The organism is Paenibacillus sp. EKM10P (assembly GCF_011800655.1).
GTDB classification, from domain to species: Bacteria; Bacillota; Bacilli; order Paenibacillales; family Paenibacillaceae; genus Paenibacillus; species Paenibacillus polymyxa.
In genome coordinates this window covers 156,996-175,847 of sequence record NZ_JAALET010000010.1, presented here as the reverse complement: position 1 = coordinate 175,847, position 18,852 = coordinate 156,996, and the positions used below count along the sequence as shown (strand labels likewise).

Genomic DNA, 18,852 nt, shown 5'->3' with positions numbered 1-18,852 from the left:
AAAATTTCAGCATTGGATTTTATAAATAAAATCCGTACTCACTCGTTGTTCAGTTTTCAAAGATCAAATTCTTTTTCGCTGCGTTTTTCAGCAGCTATAAGATCATATCATGTTCATTTCAAAAATGCAAGGGTTATTTTATTCTTTTTTATGAAAATCATTTCACCCTAATTATTCTTTTTTTGAAACGGCTGTTTTGTTGTCAGCTCAAACAATATACCATTTTGCTTTACTGATTACCACAGGTAAATTATGCAACGTTAGCATTTCGGTGTATAGCTATGGTGTATTTGGGCATCTAGATAGATCGCCAGACCCGATCTAGTTTTGGTAGATGCTTTTGCCTGCTCTAGCTTGTGCACCACTTGTTCCTAGTAGCGCCTCACCGTTCCTACAAAAATATATTAATAGTAGAAAGGGCAATTAAACTGTGTAGTTTTAAGATAGAAGCCTGTGCAAATTATGAAAATGAGGACTTTCTCTATTCGATTTTCATGCAAGCTCCTTCCCCCTGACAGTTAGATAAACACAAAAAAACGACCAAATGGTCGTTTTTTGCTAGTCTATGCTCTCTTTGGACGCATCCATAACATGATAGGAAGTAATGCCAGTGCCAGAATTCCTCCCGCATAAGAAAGTATGGAATAGCTTGAATTTGCTACAATCATCCCGGACAGTGCTCCTCCCGAAGCTCCTGCCAAAGCAATAAGTACGTCCACCGATCCCTGTACCTTAGCTTGATTAGATGTTGTTGTCGAATCTACAATCAAAGCGGTTCCGCTAATCAGTCCAAAATTCCACCCTATCCCTAAAAGAGAAAGCGCCACAATAAGCATAACCATCGAATCAGTAGGAGCCAGCGCAGCTACTACGCCAGCGAGAAGTAGCGTTACAGCTGAAGCCATCGCCATCGCTATACGACCAATCTTATCGACAAGAATACCCGTAACCAGGGACGGAAGATACATAGCGCCAATATGAAAACCGATGACTAATCCTACTTCGCCGAGTCCATGTCCATGGTGCTTCATATGTACGGGAGTCATCGTCATAATCGCAACCATGACAATTTGAGTTATTATCATGATTAAAGCGCCAAGAGTAATTCCTTTTCTGCCATCACGAGTAGCCTCAGGATCAGAATTCGACTGGCTTCCTTGTGCTGTCTGATTCGCAACTGCTTTGGCTACCAATAAAGGATCTGGATGAAGAAGTAGCAATAATATTATGCCTGCTAATGTATAGGCTACAGCCGCTAAAAGAAAAGGTCCCGCTAAACTGGGAACTCCAATGGATAACGCAAACTCTCCCGTAACGTTAACTAAGTTGGGACCGGCTACCGCTCCGATCGTTGTAAAGACCATAGCCATACTCGCAGCTGTTGCTCTCTGCTTTGAATTTGCGAGATCTGTACCGGCATAACGAGCCTGCAAGTTTGTAGCCGTTCCCGATCCATAAACAAGAAGGGAGATTAAAAGCAGGGTAATACTGTCCATAAGAGCTGCTACAACGACACCAACCGCCCCAACTCCCCCTGCGATAAAACCAAGTCCCAATCCCATTCGTCGGCCGAATCTTTGGGAAAACCGACCGACGAGGAGTGCTGCAACCGCTGATCCAAGTGTAAATAGTGCTGTAGGAATCCCCGTGAACTTATCCGTACCCAGCATATCTTGCGCCAACAACGCACCAACGGTTACTCCGGCAGCCAGTCCAGCTCCTCCAAAAATTTGAGAGAAAATAACGGTGATAAGCGTACGACGATACAGTTTTCTTTGCTTATCTGAAGATTCCACATAGGAATTGATAAGCGCTTGCTTCTTCTGCGAAGCATTCGTCAATTTCATTAAGGCTAACATCCTCCCCTGATTCCCTACAGAACAGTTATCTATTTTTTCCATCAAAAAGCGACGGTCTTATCGGCCCATTCGACAAGCTACATTTGCAGAACGAAAAGCATTCCAAGCTTCATGATCCTGTCACTTCGTTAAGAATAAAGTCGTTCCAATCGTGAACACTCTTATCCAAATGTCTAGCTTCGAAGCCATGAGCTTGCAACAATTCAATAGCCCTAACCGCCATTAAGCAATACGGGCCTCTGCAATAAGCCACAATCTTCGAGTCGGCTGGCAACAGAGATAACTGCTCCGCTAATTCTTCAATTGGAACGGAAACAGCTCCCGGTATATGAGCAGTTTCATATTCATCTCGCGGCCGTACATCAAGAAGTGTGACCTCCCCTTTTTCCATCCGCATTGCCAATTCTTCCATTGTGACTCCTTCAACATCTGAGAATTGGCCCAAAAATTGCTCCTTAATGTGTTGAACTTCAATTAACTGCTTTTCAGACAGGTCATACAATGAATTTAAAAAGTGCAAAACAGATGAGTCAGAAAGTTCATAATAGACAAAGTTTCCTTGCTTTTTGGATTGAACCAACTTAGCCTGATATAGAGTTTGTAGATGCTGAGAAACATTGGCAACGGACATCGAAGTCATTTTAGAAAGAACTTCAACTGATTTGGGTCCTTGTATGAGAATATCAAGAATTTCCAACCTTTTCGGGCTGGACAAGCATTTTCCGATCCGTGCGTATTCGGTGAAAAGCCCATCTTTGAAATCTCGTTCGTTCACTATTAAACACCCCATCCACTAAACTATTCAATTAATTACTTTAATATTAATAACGAAATTATAAATCTTCCTTTTTTTTATGTCAATTCTGAAATATATTCAGTTTTCACGCAAAAAAAGCCAGCTGCAAGAGCTGGCAAAAATTCATTTTCTCCTTTATTCCACTTTCAAGCTGATTTCTCCCTGTAATTCCCCATCTGCTGAGGCTTGTAGCAACAGTTCACCAGCTACATCCCCGGATTGTACTATTACAAGACACCTTCCTCTGTGTGTTCGTCTTCCTTTTCCCTTGAAAGGTTCATCACTGGTGAGATCCCCATTGTCTATTCCAAGGATACGGCCATCACCATGCAGCTCAAAGCTCAAATCAACATCCCGGTTAGGTACAACGATCCCGTGTTGATCGATAACGGTTACTTCCACATGAGATATCTCATGCCCATCAGCAGGTAGAGTCGCCCGATCAGCCTCCATTTTTAGAGCATAAGGAAGCTCGGCGGTAGTCAGTTCATGTTCACAAACCTGCTGATTCCCATTGCGGCCTATAGCCCGAATTTTGCCTGGTGTATAGGGGAGCTCCCATAGGATTAAATGATTAGGGTAATCAGCCAACTTTCTCTCACCGTATGATTCCTCGTTCACGATCAATTCTACGCTCTCGCAGTTGGTAAAAGTAACCAACCGTATCAGTTTTCCTGCGTATTCTGGAAATGTCCAATGATCTTCCATAGCTGGCGATTTCCAGTGCATTGTCCAAGTCGGATTATACTCCGATTTCATATGCTCATTAAATACGGCTATGTGCACAACTGGCTGATCAGACCAAAGACTTTGCTGGAGATAAGATACAGGTTTGCGAAACCCACACGTGTCAATCAGGCCGGAGGACCACCCTTTGGAGGGGTAGCTTGTTTCTCCCAAATAGTCGATTCCACTCCAAACAAATTGACCAATCACATAATCATGATTAGCGACATCAAACCAGGGATTCAGGGGCAAATAACCTTTAACCCGGTTATCTTTACCCCGATAATATGGGAACGTCTCTGTTCCAAGGATAAGCGTATCCGGCATGGCCGCTCTATAGTGCTCGTACCACTGCTCCTGATAGTTCAGCCCCAGTACATCCACTCGTTGGGCCAGCAGCTTGGTATGCTCCACCTTGGCCTCAATCGAACCATCACGCAAGCTGATCGGTGTATTATGCGGCTCAAGCGCGCAGGTAACAGGCCGGGTTGGATCTTTTTCATGGCAAAAGGCAACGAGCTGCTCCAACATGTTTAGCATGGACGGTTGACCTTGGTTCTCCACTTCATTACCAACGCTCCACATAAAAACACTAGGATGATTTCTGTCTCTAACAAGCATGGCCTCCAGATCCTTTGCCCACCATTCATCATATATATGCTCATAGGAAAGAGATTTCCATTTGTCAAAAGCCTCGTCCACCACCAAGAAACCCATATGGTCACATAAGTCTAATAATTCGGGCGCCATAGGATTATGCGCAAAACGGATTGAGTTGCAGCCCATTTCCTTCAGCTTCTCCAGCCTTCTCTTCATGGCTGTATCATGGTAAGCAGCCCCTAGGCAGCCTAAATCATGGTGAATGCACACTCCCTTCAGCTTCAAGCTGCTTCCATTTAGCAATAATCCTTTTTGAGAATCGAGGATCACTTCTCTTATGCCAAAAGGGATACGATAACGATCCACCTCAGTATTGTCGCAATAGATCGTCGTTTGGGCTTCATAGAGCACTGGGTTGTCCGGTGACCATAACTCTGGCTCTATAACTCTCGTTTTCTGCTCAATTTCCTCTGTTTCAAAGCCCGCAAGAGCTACTCGGTTTTCAATTTTTCCTTTTAGTTGTCCCTGTGAATCTAGTATTTCAGTCTTAATCGTACACTCTACGGCATGCTCATGGTGATTCCTGACCTTGATTCTGGCACTCACCTTGGCTTCATCTGGCGAAATTTCAGGTGTGGTAATAGTAGTTCCCCATTCGGTTACGTGAAGATAATCCGTATAAATCAGCCACACATTACGATAAATACCGGCCCCCGAATACCATCTGTCAGGCGGAAGAAGCGTATTGTCCACTTTGACGGCAATTACGTTATCCTCGTCCCACCGAATATATGGAGTCAAATCATATTGAAAGCTAACATACCCATAGGGCCGCTTGCCCACAAAATGCCCATTGAGCCAAACCTCACTATTACTGTGAATGCCATCGAATTGTATGTATACGCGCTGTTTTGGAGAGGAGGGCTTCACATTAAAATGCTTTCTGTACCACCCAACAGACCACCTGGGCAAATAAGCTTGATTGCCGCCATACAGCATATGTGGATCAAAGGATTTTTCAATACTCCAATCATGAGGGATATGAAGGTCCTGCCAATGCCCATCGTTATAGTCTGTCTTCTCAGCGCCCGTGTAATTCTCTTCTATAAATTTCCAGCCCGTTCTGAACGGCATAATCACTCTGCTTCCCATTATCTTGCCTCCATTTCATAAAGTAGATGAACGGATAAAAACAACAGTGCGGGATGATCATCATTAGGTATGTTCTCGCCTACAATATTTGGAATACGGGACGATCCTCAACAAAGAAGACGGGGAGCATTGGAAATTGGACGGAAAGTGTATCAGCAAGATGCTTCATACCAGGTGCTTCACTTTCAGCATGTCCCAGCATAATAAGTGCTTTATTTTGCCCTTGATAAACAGCGTCCTTCACATATTCTGGTGTTTCCCATTCGGGCCCTTCACCAGCAATGATCAGGTCCACATTTTCATGTAAAAATAATGGGATGGCTAGTTCACCACCTCCCCTATATCCGACTAGGATTCCCACTCGTTCACACGGCATGGAAACCTCGCCAGCAACTCGTACATAACGAATATCAAGTTTGGCTTTTATATATTCAGCAATCTCTTTAACTTTCATAGTCGGAATAGCCAAAATGGAGGAAGAAGGCTGCTGTTTCACAACATAAGGGTGCCAGTCAAGCGCCTGTAGAAGTCCAACCATCACTCCATCCGGTTGGTAACGATGTATAGTGTCATGAAAACGATAAATCCCTACGCCTGAATCGGCGACCAGACGAGATTTGTGCAAATAGACGGGATCATGAAGTAAACATTCCTGCATCTCGTGATGGCTATAATACATACCTTCATGTGTAATAATAAAATTTGCACCAAGCGAAATAGCTTGCTCTATCACATATTGTGACGCGCAGAAAGCGGTTACAATTCCTTGGATTTCAATATCTCTAAATTTTGGGTCAAGCAAATCTACGCTTGTATTGGGTGTGTCTATTCCCTTTGTCAGATAAATTACCATCTGCCCCATAGTTATGGTCATACACGTGTCCCTCCCCATGAAGAATATGCATCCATTGTACCATTTTATTCTATTATGGAGCCTATTATTTCTCGCAAAACAGCCAGCTCCGAGGGAACTAGCTGTTTTGCAAAAGCATCTATTTTTTACTTCAGAACTCCCAAAATAGAGTCGATTCGTTCTTTGGCTCCTTGCCAAGATGCCATGACCGGGAACTCATATTGCTCTCTTGCTATCAAATTCCATGGATGAGGAATACAAAGCACCTTCTTCCCCTCCTCCAGTGCAGGCACCAAATTGTGGGGACCATCATCAATCAGGAGGTCATAGTTAATCAGATTCTTTCGTTTACATGGAAAAAAGTTCTCGATCGGAATGAATGGCATATGCCTTTGAAGCCAATTCCATTTCTCCACGACGGTTTTCGGTTCTGCCGCTGTCACAATAATGACATCAAAAGCATTGCAAAGCTTCTCCATTTCTTCTACGACATACTCGTCATACAGTTCAAGTTCCTCAAACAAACCCGGTCGTCCATAAAATACATCATGTGTGCTTTTCGGATGACGTAGATGATCGGTATTCCAATCGAACATTTCTTCATAACGAAGCGGATGAGTGGGAAATTCACTATTGTTATGGTATATAGCCCGTTTGACGAGATGACAGATCGTATCGTCCATATCGACTGCTATGATTGGTTTTCTCATCTCTTGCCCCTATCTATTCTGTTAAAAGTATTACGAGAATATCATACAACAATTTAATACTGGGGTGAAGCTGGGCATAGACTATATCATTGGTGCTCACATGACTCCCGATAACTCCCCAAACATATTGTTAGGTAATTTATATAAAACAAATCTATTATAATAAAAAGTTAGTTTTTATTTTATTGTTTTTAGCTAACTCATCAATAAAAAAACAAGAAAACATGTCATTTCAGAGAGAATAATCATAATAAAACCTTTGAAAACACTATTACAGCAAGAAATTCGTACATAAATATTCCGAAAACAAAAATAAACTAAAAAAATCAATTGAATAACAAACACGCAAATGATAGAATAACGAAAAATAACTATCTTAAAAATGAAAGCGCTTTATATCGTGTTTAGCTTACTGCTATTTACATAATGACATACCTACTCCACCTCTACATAGCAGGAAGTTGAATAATATATTTTAGGGAGGAATAAAAGTGAAAGCATTGTTAAGAAAAGCATTATTGTCTGGACTCGCTGGTCTGCTTATCATGATTGGTTTGGGGGGATTCTTCTCCAAGGCGCAAGCTGCTTCAGGGTTTTATGTAAGCGGTACCAAATTGTATGACTCTACAGGCAAGCCGTTCGTTATGAGAGGCGTCAATCATGCTCACACTTGGTACAAAAACGATCTTTATACTGCCATCCCAGCCATTGCCAAGACAGGTGCTAATACAGTCCGGATTGTCCTTTCTAACGGAACCCAATACACCAAGGATGACATAAATTCCGTAAAAAATATTATCTCCCTAGTCACAAGTTATAAAATGATTCCTGTACTTGAGGTTCATGACGCTACGGGTAAGGACGATTATGCGTCTTTGGATGCGGCTGTGAATTACTGGATTAGTATAAAAGATGCCTTGATCGGCAAGGAAGATCGGGTTATCGTGAACATTGCGAACGAATGGTATGGCTCCTGGAATGGAGGCGGTTGGGCAGATGGGTATAAGCAAGCGATTCCCAAGCTGAGAAACGCAGGTATCAAAAATACGCTCATCGTCGATTGTGCTGGTTGGGGACAATATCCTCAATCTATCAATGATTTCGGTAAATCTGTATTTGCAGCTGATTCTTTGAAGAATACGGTATTCTCCATCCATATGTATGAGTTCGCTGGTAAAGATGTTCCAACTGTTCGAACCAATATTGATAACGTTCTGAATCAAGGACTCCCTCTGATTATTGGTGAATTTGGCGGTTACCACCAGGGAGCAGACGTCGACGAAACAGAAATCATGAGATACGGCCAATCCAAAGGTATTGGCTGGTTAGCTTGGTCCTGGTACGGCAATAGCTCCAACCTTTCTTATCTTGATCTTGTAACAGGATCTAATGGCAATCTGACCGATTGGGGCCGCACCGTGGTAGAAGGAACCAACGGCATCAAAGAAACATCGAAAAAAGCCGGTATCTACTAAAAAGTGCTATAGGAAAATAAATGTAATAGACTCATGGCTGAACCACCATGAGCTATTACATTTTTACACTTCGTATTAAAAGTACTCGCTGAGCGTCTTGATCTTACACTTTCTGGGTTATACAGTGATTTGGATTTCATACACAGGCACTATGCTGACCGTGCCAATGTCCGCAATTCGTTCCTCCGTTGTCTCTTTCCAGCCAGCCATGGTCGTATTGCTATTAAGAACCTTGCCCTTTCGAATTGGAGAAATATATACGTACATCCCTCGCTCGATAAGCCGATGTTCAAATGACTTCAAACCTATTTCCCAGGTCGTACAGTTGCAGAAATTATCGTGAATCAGTTCGCCATCAATAAATGCATAACCGATATCTCCCGTATAATTGATACGCAGCAGAGCCTCTTTGATCCCATCAAGGGCATTTTTTTCAAAATCAAGGACGAATTTATCATGATTCACCCTTTTCAGATGGAAGTGTATTTCCTTCTTAGGAACTCTTAACTGATACGTTGTAAATAATTCACTTTCTGTTGTTGCAAGCAACTCTCCACCGGATATGGATGTGATTGAGTCGTCAAAATCCGGGAATACACTCAGTGTTACAATCTCCTGATCTGTTGATTCCAGTTTCACCTCAGCTCCGGATACAAGTAAATTGGCACTTGTCAGGATAACTCTGTCTCGACCTTGCAGGTTGACCTTCCAAAACTCCAAGCTTTGTTCATCAGTCATCGTATAGATGGCGACTTTTTGGCCACTTTCAGATACCAAACGGATGAGACTCTCTTCTTCTTCAGCAACCCGAATGATCGTATTCCCATCCAATTGTTCTATCAAACCTTTGTCGATTGTGGCACGGATGATATCTTTTGACTCCAATACATACGTTCCTTTCATCCCGTCTGGTACAAAGAAAAAATAATATACTTCTCCATCCTCTTCTAGCCTTGTTATCAGCTGGGCTGTTGCATATTCGAGCTTTATTCCATCCAAATTGAGGTTAAAAGGCAAAATAGCGAAGCTATCCCGTCCTAATGTCAGTTCACCTTGACTAGGGATTACAATCGTTTCCTCAGGCAGCTCAATGCTTACATTGAAATTGCACAGGTCGTAATTTTCAACATGGTCCTGAAAATTATTTAGAAACAGGTACCCCGCCCCGGCACTGGAGCGAATCGCATATCGTAAGGTATCCACATCATAAGGGTCCATTGATGACGTGTCCTCTGGCAGAATAGTCTTCGACAGAGAGAATTGCTTTTGAAACGTTGAAAGAAAATAATGCTGCAGCTTTGTTCTTCGGTATGACTCCCTTATTTGACCGAATTCTCCAATCATGGCATTGAAATCATAGGATATTTTAGGTGTAGCCATATCGTTTGTGAACGGGTTAACCTTACCTTGCGAATTGGAACCCCCATGATACATATAGTATCCGATCAGGTTACAGCCTTCTGCAACCTTCATGACAGTCATCGCTGGAACACTACGATAGGGAAAGACAAACCGGTATTTATAAAACTGAACCATACCGCCACCCATTTCGCAGCAAGCGTACGGATAGTCTTCCGGGGCGTATAGGGGCTCAAAATTGTAGCTTTTCGGAATCTTGTTATTATGCTTGTCTCGGAAAATGTATTCCGGTGTCGCAGGATGCTCATCCTTCCCCTCCAACCGTCCCTCTTCATAATAGATCCACGGCCAGTAGGCATATCCGCCCCATAAGGGCAGCATATCAGGAACAGGCGTTGTCGCTCCTCCCCATCCTGTGCATGTATAGATCGGAGTATCAATCCCCGCTTCCAGAGCTATTTCTTTAAGTTTTAACATATGCGAATTACCGTCACTCCCAGAGTTTAACCACATATCATTAATTCCTACAGTCAATCCCCACTGAGCAGAGGAATGATGATGCTCATTTTCGATTTGGGTGCCGATGATCGGCCCACCCTCCTTATATAACAGCCCTTGAACCTGAATACCGATTTCGTTATACATTCTTCTCGTATAAAACAAATATCCCTCATCATTAGAACGAACCTCAAATGGGCGGCCAAATAGCCAATCCGGTATACCGCCGTTTCGGATTTCGCCATGATTGAAGGGTCCGATTCGGATAATGACATAGAGCTGATATTTGCCACATAACTCAATAAAATAGCGGAGGTTTTTGTTCCCACTCCAATTAAAAACACCTTCAACTTCTTCATGTAGATTCCAAAAAACATAAGTCGCAATGATATTGACGCCACCCATTTTTACTTTAATAATTTCGTCTTCCCAACAGCGTTCATCATAGCGTGCATAATGGAATTCACCACAAATCCCGAAAAAAGGCTCTCCATCCTTCTCCATAAAATAGTTGGTGAATCCGATTTGTTCTCCCTTTGGATTGATGCCGCCAAGTCTGAGTTGGCCTTTCACAATATGCTTATGATCATCTTGGACCATAATTCGATAGTTTCTCATAAAGTTCACTCCCCTCAATCGTTCATATTGAATGACGCCAGCTATCTCAGAGATAATAGATTGTCTAGGAAGGAACCTCTAATCTGAATTTAGGATAAATTGGTTCCACTTGCGCTGCCAGGCTATATCATTCCAGAACGGATGATGCGGAGCACAGTTGGAGCAGAGGGTCATTCCCCAGAACCCCAGTGCCATTCCTTTTCGCAACACATATTCAGCTATATATTTACCGACCGGACCTTCTTCAAATTGGGCATGCAGGGGCGTATAGCCTACATAACCTTCTCCTATGACAATTGGAATACCGGAACGACGGGTCCACTCATGAATCTCCTCCAATCGGGAGTCGGCCTTCTGCAACATGGCCATTTTATGATCTCCGTACCGATCGTACAAAAATAAATCCCATTGATCCGGATCTACCCAGTCGTGTAAATAAATAAGCCTCATCCCAACGGGATTGCCCTCCATCCGCCATTTCTGCTCTGGGGGCAGGTCCCACTCTGCAAATGGAGGAGCATCTTCCCTCAATAGAGATTGGACAAATGGATTGGGGAATGGCGCCAACTCATCATCAAGCCCCGCCGTTTCCATCAGCTCATTCAGCACCCCTTTAATATAAAGATGAAAATGGGCCACCTGCATATTGCGCGCGACGTAAGCTTTGGGGTAGGCTTCATTTAACGTATAGCTGGCTGTCATCATAATATCTGGATGGCTTTGGCGAAGATATTCAATCGCTTCTTCTACGTAGGGCTGCATTGCTTCAATAAGCGCTGGTATGTTTGTTTCCGCTATGCCTTCAGACGTTCCGACAGCGTTTAACTGCCCAAACTCCACTTCGTTATGTAACTCTGTATAGATAATCTGATCCCTATAGCCTGCTGCTGTAACAAAACGAATCAACTGATCCATTGATTTTGCAATCGTCATGAATCTTTCCTTAGGTGGGATCGCAGCTAATTCATCTCTAAGCTCAGCATGGGCCAGGAAGGTCGGACTCTGCTGATATTCCCAAGAGGATAATATAATGTAACAATTATGAGCCTTTGCCTGTCTAAACAGTTCGAGCAAATGAGCATGCCCATCCAGCACTGCACCGCCGCGACAGTTATACCAGCGCGTACGCTGGCCCACTTTTCCAAGACTCGCAAACTCCAATGGACCTGGGCGTTTGCCATCCACCGTAAACAACATAAAGGGCATAGCGCATATTCGGATCGTATTGTAGCCTCTTTCGACCGCTTCCTGAAAACGAGCTGCCAGGTCGCTGTAGGGCTCCCTCTCCTGTGTCATGGTATACCAAGAGAAGTCCCACATCGTGATCGTCAATTTACGCGGTACATTTCTCATCAGATTACTAATGTGATTTCCCTCCCAGTCCCAGTTCATAGGGTTCAATGCTCCTTAATCTACAAGCCTTCCGCAGACCTTCTACAGCCTGTTCAATCTGACCGGTTACCTTCATTTTCAATTCATCACTCCCTCATAATCGCTCTTATATCAAAGCTTACAAGTAAGCGGTATCACAGACAATTGACAATCCACTGTTTATGATGGACTATATACGTATTTCATCATTAGAGCCGCCTACGGCTGGGAGATAAATAGATTATGACTAAGAAAGCCGATGATTTTGAACGTAAAAAGGTATATGTCCTTCCTCCCTATATGCTGAAAAAATTAAAAATGAATCCGCTTACGAAAGATTTATATATTACGGATATAGGCTGCTTTAGCCATGCCCGTCATCATTTTCGTGAAAGAACAAATGGCTGCGACTCTCATATATTCATTTACTGTGCGAGTGGAAAGGGCTGGATACGAACCAAGGATAACCTAACCATTGTCCTGAAAGAGCGAAGCTTTGCGTACATTCCTAGGGACATGCCGCATGCTTATGGGGCTGACGATGAAGATCCATGGACAATTTACTGGTTTCATCTTAAAGGGGATCAAATGGATGATTTTATGGATTTGTTTGAGCCGTTTAAAATGTATATTTCGCTGGCTGCCAGTGATGAAATCAAACTGCTGGAGCTATTTCATCAGTGTTACGACCTTTTACTGAACAAATCATACTCCATGATACATTTAGTTCAAGTATCGCAAACCATCCGCTATCTGCTGAGTTTTGTTGTATCCGTTGCAGCTCGCAAGGAAGACAGCACGTACCAGAGCCATGTCGATAAGGCCATACGTTATATGGGCGAACAATTGGAATCCACCGTTTCGCTTGATGAGCTTAGCCAGCATGTTCAGGTATCCAAGCAGCATTTAAACCTAATATTCAAGCAATCAACCGGGTATTCCCCTGTCGATTACTATTTAAGAATGAAAATTCAAAGAGCCCGTCAGCTTTTGGATTTAACGAATGCTTCTATTAAAGAAATTAGCATACAACTCGGTTTTAGGGACCCTTATTACTTCTCCAGGCTATTCAAAAAAATAATGGGCTGCTCTCCTCTGGCGTACCGAAATAATTTAAAGGGCTGATCCATAGATGATCTTCCCCCTACACGGATCATTTACGGATCAAGGGGCAAGGTCTATACTTAAGTACAAAAAAGGAAGTTTTGTATGCTCCTAACGTTGAATCGTAGACTCAATTCAGCTATGCCGCTAATCACACCTATCAGCATTCTAATCGGCGTCCTGATTGGTACGCCGTTGTCCCAATATACTGAGCTTTCTCCCTGGCTATTTGCCTTCATGACCTTCGCGGGCAGCATCAGCATGGGATTCAAGGATTTTATCCATGTAATCAAGCATCCGGGTCCGCTGATCGCCTGTCTGTTTATTCTTCACCTAGCCATGCCGCTTCTGGCCATGCTGCTTGGGCATCTGGCTTTCAGTGACGATCCTTATACGATTACTGGACTGATTCTTGGTGCAGCTATCCCTACTGGCATTTCCAGCTTCGTCTGGGTTAATATCTACAAAGGCAATACAGCCCTTACATTGGCGATCATTCTAATCGATACAATTTTGGCCCCGTTCGCTGTGCCCGGCATTATGTCCCTGCTGATCGGAGCGAATGTCCAGCTCGACACCTGGGCAATGATGCAAAGCCTGTTCTGGATGATTGTCGTTCCTTCATTAATTGGCATGGTGCTGAACGAATGGACCAAAGGAAAGATTAAGCAGGTATGGGGGCCTCGGCTGGGCCCGTTCTCCAAGCTAGCTATGGCTCTGGTCGTCATGATTAACGGATCTGTCATCGCGCCTTATCTGGTTGATTTTAATCTCAAGCTTGTCGGAGTATGCCTCTCCATCATTATCCTTGCCTCCACTGGATATGCGATTGGTTACCTCATATCATGGCTGATGCGGTGGAATAATGCAGACCGAACGGCGCTGGTCTTCAACGGCGGCATGCGCAATATTAGCGCGGGGGCTGTGCTAGCCATCACCTACTTCCCGGCTCCCGTAGCACTGCCCGTTGTACTCGGAATGATTTTTCAGCAATCCACAGCATCTCTGGTCGGATTTCTGCTGAGCCGCCGCGACCGCGCCAACGCTAAGAATAAGCGCAGTACGCTCTCTGCTTCCTAAAGTCGGAGCGATTACATTATTAATAAAAAGAAGCCGCCAACATGGCGGCTTTTTTATGATTACCTGTATCAATCCTCACTCATGACCTTATTTAGTTTTTCATAAACAGACAACAAGGCCTCTCGTTCTTCCTCAGTTAGGTTTTCAAATAGTTCTCTTCTAAGCTGTCGTCCGTCTTCCTGCGCTTTATTTAGCATTCCGACACCAGCGTCAGTTATTTGCAGGTACACAATCCGCCGGTCCTCCTCATCCGCCACTCGTACAGCCAACTCCTTTTTTACAAGCTTTCCAGATAGATGGGTTAATGTCGGAGGAGTTAGCCCCAATAACCTGGCCAGATCAGAAGGACGGCACTTTCCGTAATTATTTAAGTACGAAAGAATAAGGATATGTGATACCCCTAGATTCTCATTAAACATTTTATTCCACTTAATTAATAGGTTATTGGTAACCTGGTCCATAGCATGAATCAGCGTAAATATATTTTGTTCTTTCATTAATACTCTTTAACCTGCTTTCTCAAATGAAGTAATAGCCCCCTATATTGTATAGGGGGCTTGTATAAAAGTCATTCTTTACTGAAAGAAGGTCAGGCATATACCCATTCCCCTGTAAAGTGAATTCTAATTTTATTGGGCAGAAAAACCGCCATCAATAACAAGCTCCGATCCCGTAATGTATGAAGACTCGTCAGAAGCCAAAAACAAAGCAGCGTTAGCTACATCATCAGGTCGACCAAGTCGCTGCAATGGAGTCGCTTGAATTAAGTGGGTAAGCATTTCTTTAGATGTGCTAAGGGCTTCAGTCATTGGTGTCTCAATAATGCCCGGAAAAAGCGTATTTACACGGACCCCAAACCGGCCGAACGTTGTTGCCGCAGCCTTCGACAAAGCACGTACAGCACCTTTTGAAGCGGAATAATGATTAAATCCCTGACCGATTTGAGCGGTGTAAGAAGAAATATTAATAATAGCGCCGCTCTTTTGGGCAGCCATATACGGGGCTACATGCTTAATACCTGCAAACGGTCCATACCCGTTAATCGACATTAATTTATACCAGTCATTTAGGTCGATATCCTGATATCCTTTCTCAGAAGTTATTCCTGCATTGTTAACCAAAATGTCAATTTTACCGAATTTATTGTTCACTTCTGCGGAAAGAGCCTTCCAATCCTCGTCAGAAGAAACATCCAGTTTCATTCCGTACACATTCGTTTTCTTACTAGCCCGTTCAAGAGCTTGAACATTGATGTCTGCAGCAATAACTACAGCTCCCTCCTCACTGAAGAGGTCGACCATCCGTTCTCCTATCCCTGATCCTCCGCCTGTGATTATAGCAATTTTACCTACCAGTCTATTCATGTTGATATCTCCTTTTATCATTATCAATTTACTCAAAATTTATATATTTAGACATTTTATTTAGATATCTAAATATTAGATATCTAAATTATATTCCTTTTATACTCAACATACAACTGCTGCTTTATCCCAATCTTATGGTATGAAAGGGAATTCCGTGCTATATAGAACGAAGGTTTTTTGCTTGTCTGAATCGGCTACACTTAATTGGACAGTAAAATGGACGTATCATTGTGTATAATTTCGATTCAGTAACTTTTCGCTCAAAACACCATTCTTTACGATTCATTACTATACAAAGTAAAAAAGCCTTGATTCATCAGTGTTTCTAATGAGTCAAGGCTTCTGCTTCTTTTGTTATTGATTTCAATGGCCTGTAGATACATCTTTCATAGCATTTGGATCATGTTTATACTTGAAGCTTACAGCAAAAATAATTGCAAGTACGAGTGTATATGCTCCAAAGGTTAGCCAAATACTTTGCCAATCTTTCACACCCTCCACCGTGAAATAGTCTACAACCTTTCCACTTGCGATGGCGCCTACATACGCTCCGATTCCATCAACCATGGCTAAAAATAAGCCTTGCGCACTTGCGCGAATACGAGGATCGACTTCTTTTTCTACAAAAATGGCTCCAGAGACGTTAAAGAAATCAAATGCACAGCCGTACACAATCATGGATAACAGAAGGAAAGTGAATCCTACACCAGATGGGTTACCATATGCGAAAAATAAAAAACGTAATGTCCAAGCCACCATACTAATGAGCATAACCTTTTTAATTCCAAAGTTACGTAAAAAGAATGGGATGGCAAGGATAAAACACACCTCAGCAATCTGTGATACTGATAATAAAATAGATGGATACTGTACGACCAGGCTATCTTTAAATTCAGGATTCAGTCCAAAATCATGCAAAAACGGATTACCAAATGTATTGGTTATTTGCAAGGCAACACCTAGAAGTGTTGAGAAAAGAAAGAATATAACCATTCTTTTCTGTTTGAACAGTACAAACGCATCCAAGCCTAAAAGACTAATCCATGACTTTTCTCTCTTCTCGTTAGAGGTTGGGCAATCAGGCAGCGTAAGTGAGTATAGGGCTAGCAAGAGCGAGATACTCGCGGCTATATATAACTGAATGTTGCTTAACTCAAATCCGCTAAGACTAACTACCCACATGGCAATAATGAACCCGATTGTTCCAAAAACGCGAATTGGTGGGAAATCCTTTACTGTATCCAATCCCGCTTTCTCAAGCGCAACGTATGATATAACATTTGTCAAAGCACTTGTTGGCATGTAAACCAACGAATTGAAAAATATCACCCAAAACATAGTCATTGGATCTGAAATGTGTGCTGCTATAAATAAAGAAATCGCACCTAGAACATGGAATATTCCATATAATCTATTGGCTTTAATCCAACGATCCGCAATAATGCCTGCAAGACTAGGCATGATGATCGCGGCTAATCCTTTTGAGCTATAAACAATTCCAACTTGTGCGCCCGTAAAATGTAATGTATTGATCATATACGAGCCTAGCGTAACAAGCCATGATCCCCAAATGAAAAACTGAAAGAAATTCATTATTCTAAGCCGTGTTTTCATTGCCATTTTTCCTGTCCCCTTTTGAGCTTGAATATTCAAGTTGTTGTGTTAATACTCTTCCGTCGATTCTTCTATCGGACACACTTGGAAAGGCTTACATTTTGTTATTCATAGTGTAATAGGTAAAGTCATTAAAGTAAAGAACTAAATATATATTTTATAAAAAGTAATAAATTATTCATAATAAATGACTCATAATATACATATTCATTTTATACTTTTTACATAAAATAATAAAAGTTTGTTTTTTTCCAAACCAAATGACCTCCGTAGAAGCGGAAGTTATTTGGTTTAATTCGTTTAATCCAAGTGCTGGATTAGCACGCTACAACGTTTATCTTTTTATCATTAATTCATGCATAAAACTGGTACCGTGGTCTGGCAATTTGACCCTAAAGTTGTCAGCAACGGATGCTCCAATGTCTGCAAACGTTTTGCGAAGAGGCAGCTCTCGGCCTTCCATAAACGCTTTGGAGTAGATGAGTAGCGGCACATATTCACGTGTATGATCGGTTCCGTGATGAACCGGGTCATTTCCGTGGTCCGCAGTCAATATAAGCAGATCCTTCTCGGTAAGCTTTTCTAGCAGTTCTGGCAACCGAGCATCAAATTCCTCCAGTGCATTGCCATACCCTTGCGGATCTCGGCGGTGACCAAAAAGGGCATCAAAGTCAACCAGGTTTAAAAAAGACAAGCCCGTAAAATCCTTCTGCGCAACTTGAATAAACTTGTCCATTCCATCCATGTTGGATACCGTTCGGATCGCCTCAGTAACGCCTTCCCCATCATAAATATCTGAAATTTTCCCTACAGCAATTACATCCAGATCAGCATTCTTTAATTCATTCATGACCGTCCGGGAAAAAGGCTTCAGTGCATAGTCATGCCGGTTAGCCGTTCGTTTAAACTGTCCCGGCCCCCCTACAAACGGCCTAGCTATGACTCGGCCAACCATATAATCACTGTTTTTGGTCATTTCACGTGCCATTTCACAGACATTGTATAACTCATCCAGCGGTACAATCTCTTCGTGAGCAGCAATTTGCAGAACGGAATCAGCTGATGTGTAAACGATCAAAGCCCCCGTTTTCATATGCTCCTCCCCAAGCTCATCTAATATTTCAGTGCCGCTGGCAGGTTTATTTCCGATGATTTTTCTCCCTGATTTGATTTCAAGTTCTTCAATTAAAGCGGCAGGGAAACCATACGGAAACACCTGAAAGGGGACGTCTATACGTAACCCCATGATCTCCCAATGCCCTGTCATCGTATCCTTCCCGTTAGAGGCTTCCTGCATTTTGGTCCAAAAAGCCGCTGGGTGATTAGCTTTCGGTATTCCTTGAATTTCTTTAATGTTGGACAATCCAAGTGCAGCCATGTTAGGCATATACAGTCCATTCATTTTTTCTGCGATATGCCCCAACGTATCAGTCCCCTCATCTCCAAAAGCCGCAGCATCCGGTGCTTCTCCAATACCGACTGAATCTAGGACAATTAAATGAATTCGTTGAAATCGTTTATTCATATATCAATCTCTCCTCTCAACACGCACCTTTGTTTTATCTGAAGCATTATTTTTTAGATTTCAAGCAGTAAAACGATACATAAAAGAGGACAGCTTCACTATTCAGTGAAGTTGCCCAATGAATTCATAGATTCTCATATTTTTA

General features: G+C 42.6%; 14 protein-coding genes. 3 read left to right on the top strand and 11 right to left on the bottom strand.

The genetic code is table 11. From position 1 onward, the window contains the following. Window positions 1-563: 563 nt before the first annotated feature. The 5 genes from HFE01_RS20495 to HFE01_RS20475 form a co-directional block, all read right to left on the bottom strand. Window positions 564-1,847, bottom strand: coding sequence for an MFS transporter (locus tag HFE01_RS20495; RefSeq protein ID WP_117290146.1), 1,284 nt, complete (start codon window positions 1,845-1,847; stop codon window positions 564-566). Window positions 1,848-1,968: 121 nt separating this feature from the next. Next, on the bottom strand, window positions 1,969-2,634 hold the full coding sequence (locus HFE01_RS20490; protein ID WP_013369284.1) for an ArsR/SmtB family transcription factor: 666 nt from the start codon (window positions 2,632-2,634) through the stop codon (window positions 1,969-1,971). 156 nt (window positions 2,635-2,790) lie between these two features. Further along, the gene (locus tag HFE01_RS20485; RefSeq protein WP_167438611.1) at window positions 2,791-5,133 is read right to left on the bottom strand and encodes a glycoside hydrolase family 2 TIM barrel-domain containing protein; all 2,343 of its coding nucleotides are present in this window, start codon (window positions 5,131-5,133) and stop codon (window positions 2,791-2,793) included. Window positions 5,134-5,212: 79 nt separating this feature from the next. After that, window positions 5,213-6,007, bottom strand: coding sequence for a Nif3-like dinuclear metal center hexameric protein (locus HFE01_RS20480; protein ID WP_107734829.1), 795 nt, complete (start codon window positions 6,005-6,007; stop codon window positions 5,213-5,215). 125 nt (window positions 6,008-6,132) lie between these two features. Further along, window positions 6,133-6,696 (bottom strand): 5' nucleotidase, NT5C type, encoded by a 564-nt coding sequence (locus HFE01_RS20475; protein ID WP_107734828.1) that lies wholly within the window; start codon window positions 6,694-6,696, stop codon window positions 6,133-6,135. Between the two features lie 491 nt (window positions 6,697-7,187). On the opposite strand from HFE01_RS20475, the gene HFE01_RS20470 reads away from it, so the two are divergent. Then, complete coding sequence (locus HFE01_RS20470; protein WP_107734827.1) at window positions 7,188-8,171, top strand: glycoside hydrolase family 5 protein; 984 nt, start codon at window positions 7,188-7,190, stop codon at window positions 8,169-8,171. A 117-nt stretch (window positions 8,172-8,288) separates the two neighbouring features. On the opposite strand, the gene HFE01_RS20465 is transcribed toward HFE01_RS20470, so the two are convergent. Continuing rightward, window positions 8,289-10,646, bottom strand: a complete 2,358-nt coding sequence (locus HFE01_RS20465; protein ID WP_167438612.1) for a beta-galactosidase — start codon at window positions 10,644-10,646, stop codon at window positions 8,289-8,291. 78 nt (window positions 10,647-10,724) lie between these two features. Then, entirely contained in the window at window positions 10,725-12,011 is a 1,287-nt protein-coding gene (locus HFE01_RS20460; protein ID WP_107734832.1) for a cellulase-like family protein, read from the bottom strand. Window positions 12,012-12,260: 249 nt separating this feature from the next. Between HFE01_RS20460 and HFE01_RS20455 the strand changes: the two genes are divergently transcribed. Next, entirely contained in the window at window positions 12,261-13,142 is an 882-nt protein-coding gene (locus tag HFE01_RS20455; protein ID WP_107734825.1) for an AraC family transcriptional regulator, read from the top strand. Between the two features lie 84 nt (window positions 13,143-13,226). After that, window positions 13,227-14,201: a bile acid:sodium symporter family protein gene (locus HFE01_RS20450; protein ID WP_025363946.1), complete on the top strand. Its 975-nt coding sequence runs from the start codon at window positions 13,227-13,229 to the stop codon at window positions 14,199-14,201. A gap of 68 nt (window positions 14,202-14,269) precedes the next feature. Here the strand turns inward: HFE01_RS20450 and HFE01_RS20445 are convergent, their stop codons facing one another. The 4 genes from HFE01_RS20445 to deoB form a co-directional block, all read right to left on the bottom strand. Further along, complete coding sequence (locus HFE01_RS20445; protein WP_017427986.1) at window positions 14,270-14,698, bottom strand: MarR family winged helix-turn-helix transcriptional regulator; 429 nt, start codon at window positions 14,696-14,698, stop codon at window positions 14,270-14,272. A 132-nt stretch (window positions 14,699-14,830) separates the two neighbouring features. After that, window positions 14,831-15,565, bottom strand: coding sequence for an SDR family NAD(P)-dependent oxidoreductase (locus HFE01_RS20440; RefSeq protein ID WP_107734824.1), 735 nt, complete (start codon window positions 15,563-15,565; stop codon window positions 14,831-14,833). Between the two features lie 366 nt (window positions 15,566-15,931). After that, window positions 15,932-17,221: a nucleoside permease gene (locus HFE01_RS20435; protein ID WP_279287980.1), complete on the bottom strand. Its 1,290-nt coding sequence runs from the start codon at window positions 17,219-17,221 to the stop codon at window positions 15,932-15,934. Window positions 17,222-17,516: 295 nt separating this feature from the next. Next, window positions 17,517-18,707 carry a phosphopentomutase gene (gene deoB, locus HFE01_RS20430; RefSeq protein WP_107734822.1) on the bottom strand — a complete coding sequence of 397 codons (1,191 nt, stop codon included), beginning with the start codon at window positions 18,705-18,707 and terminating at the stop codon, window positions 17,517-17,519. Window positions 18,708-18,852 lie beyond the last annotated feature (145 nt).

Bases quoted from the DNA above. Each gene is read 5' to 3' on its own strand.
- HFE01_RS20440 (WP_107734824.1), bottom strand. From the start codon at position 15,565: ATGAATAGACTGGTAGGTAAAATTGCTATAATCACAGGCGGAGGATCA.
- HFE01_RS20480 (WP_107734829.1), bottom strand. From the start codon at position 6,007: ATGACCATAACTATGGGGCAGATGGTAATTTATCTGACAAAGGGAATA.
- HFE01_RS20465 (WP_167438612.1), bottom strand. From the start codon at position 10,646: ATGAGAAACTATCGAATTATGGTCCAAGATGATCATAAGCATATTGTG.
- HFE01_RS20450 (WP_025363946.1), top strand. From the start codon at position 13,227: ATGCTCCTAACGTTGAATCGTAGACTCAATTCAGCTATGCCGCTAATC.
- HFE01_RS20485 (WP_167438611.1), bottom strand. From the start codon at position 5,133: ATGGGAAGCAGAGTGATTATGCCGTTCAGAACGGGCTGGAAATTTATA.
- deoB (WP_107734822.1), bottom strand. From the start codon at position 18,707: ATGAATAAACGATTTCAACGAATTCATTTAATTGTCCTAGATTCAGTC.
- HFE01_RS20495 (WP_117290146.1), bottom strand. From the start codon at position 1,847: ATGAAATTGACGAATGCTTCGCAGAAGAAGCAAGCGCTTATCAATTCC.
- HFE01_RS20445 (WP_017427986.1), bottom strand. From the start codon at position 14,698: ATGAAAGAACAAAATATATTTACGCTGATTCATGCTATGGACCAGGTT.
- HFE01_RS20475 (WP_107734828.1), bottom strand. From the start codon at position 6,696: ATGAGAAAACCAATCATAGCAGTCGATATGGACGATACGATCTGTCAT.
- HFE01_RS20455 (WP_107734825.1), top strand. From the start codon at position 12,261: ATGACTAAGAAAGCCGATGATTTTGAACGTAAAAAGGTATATGTCCTT.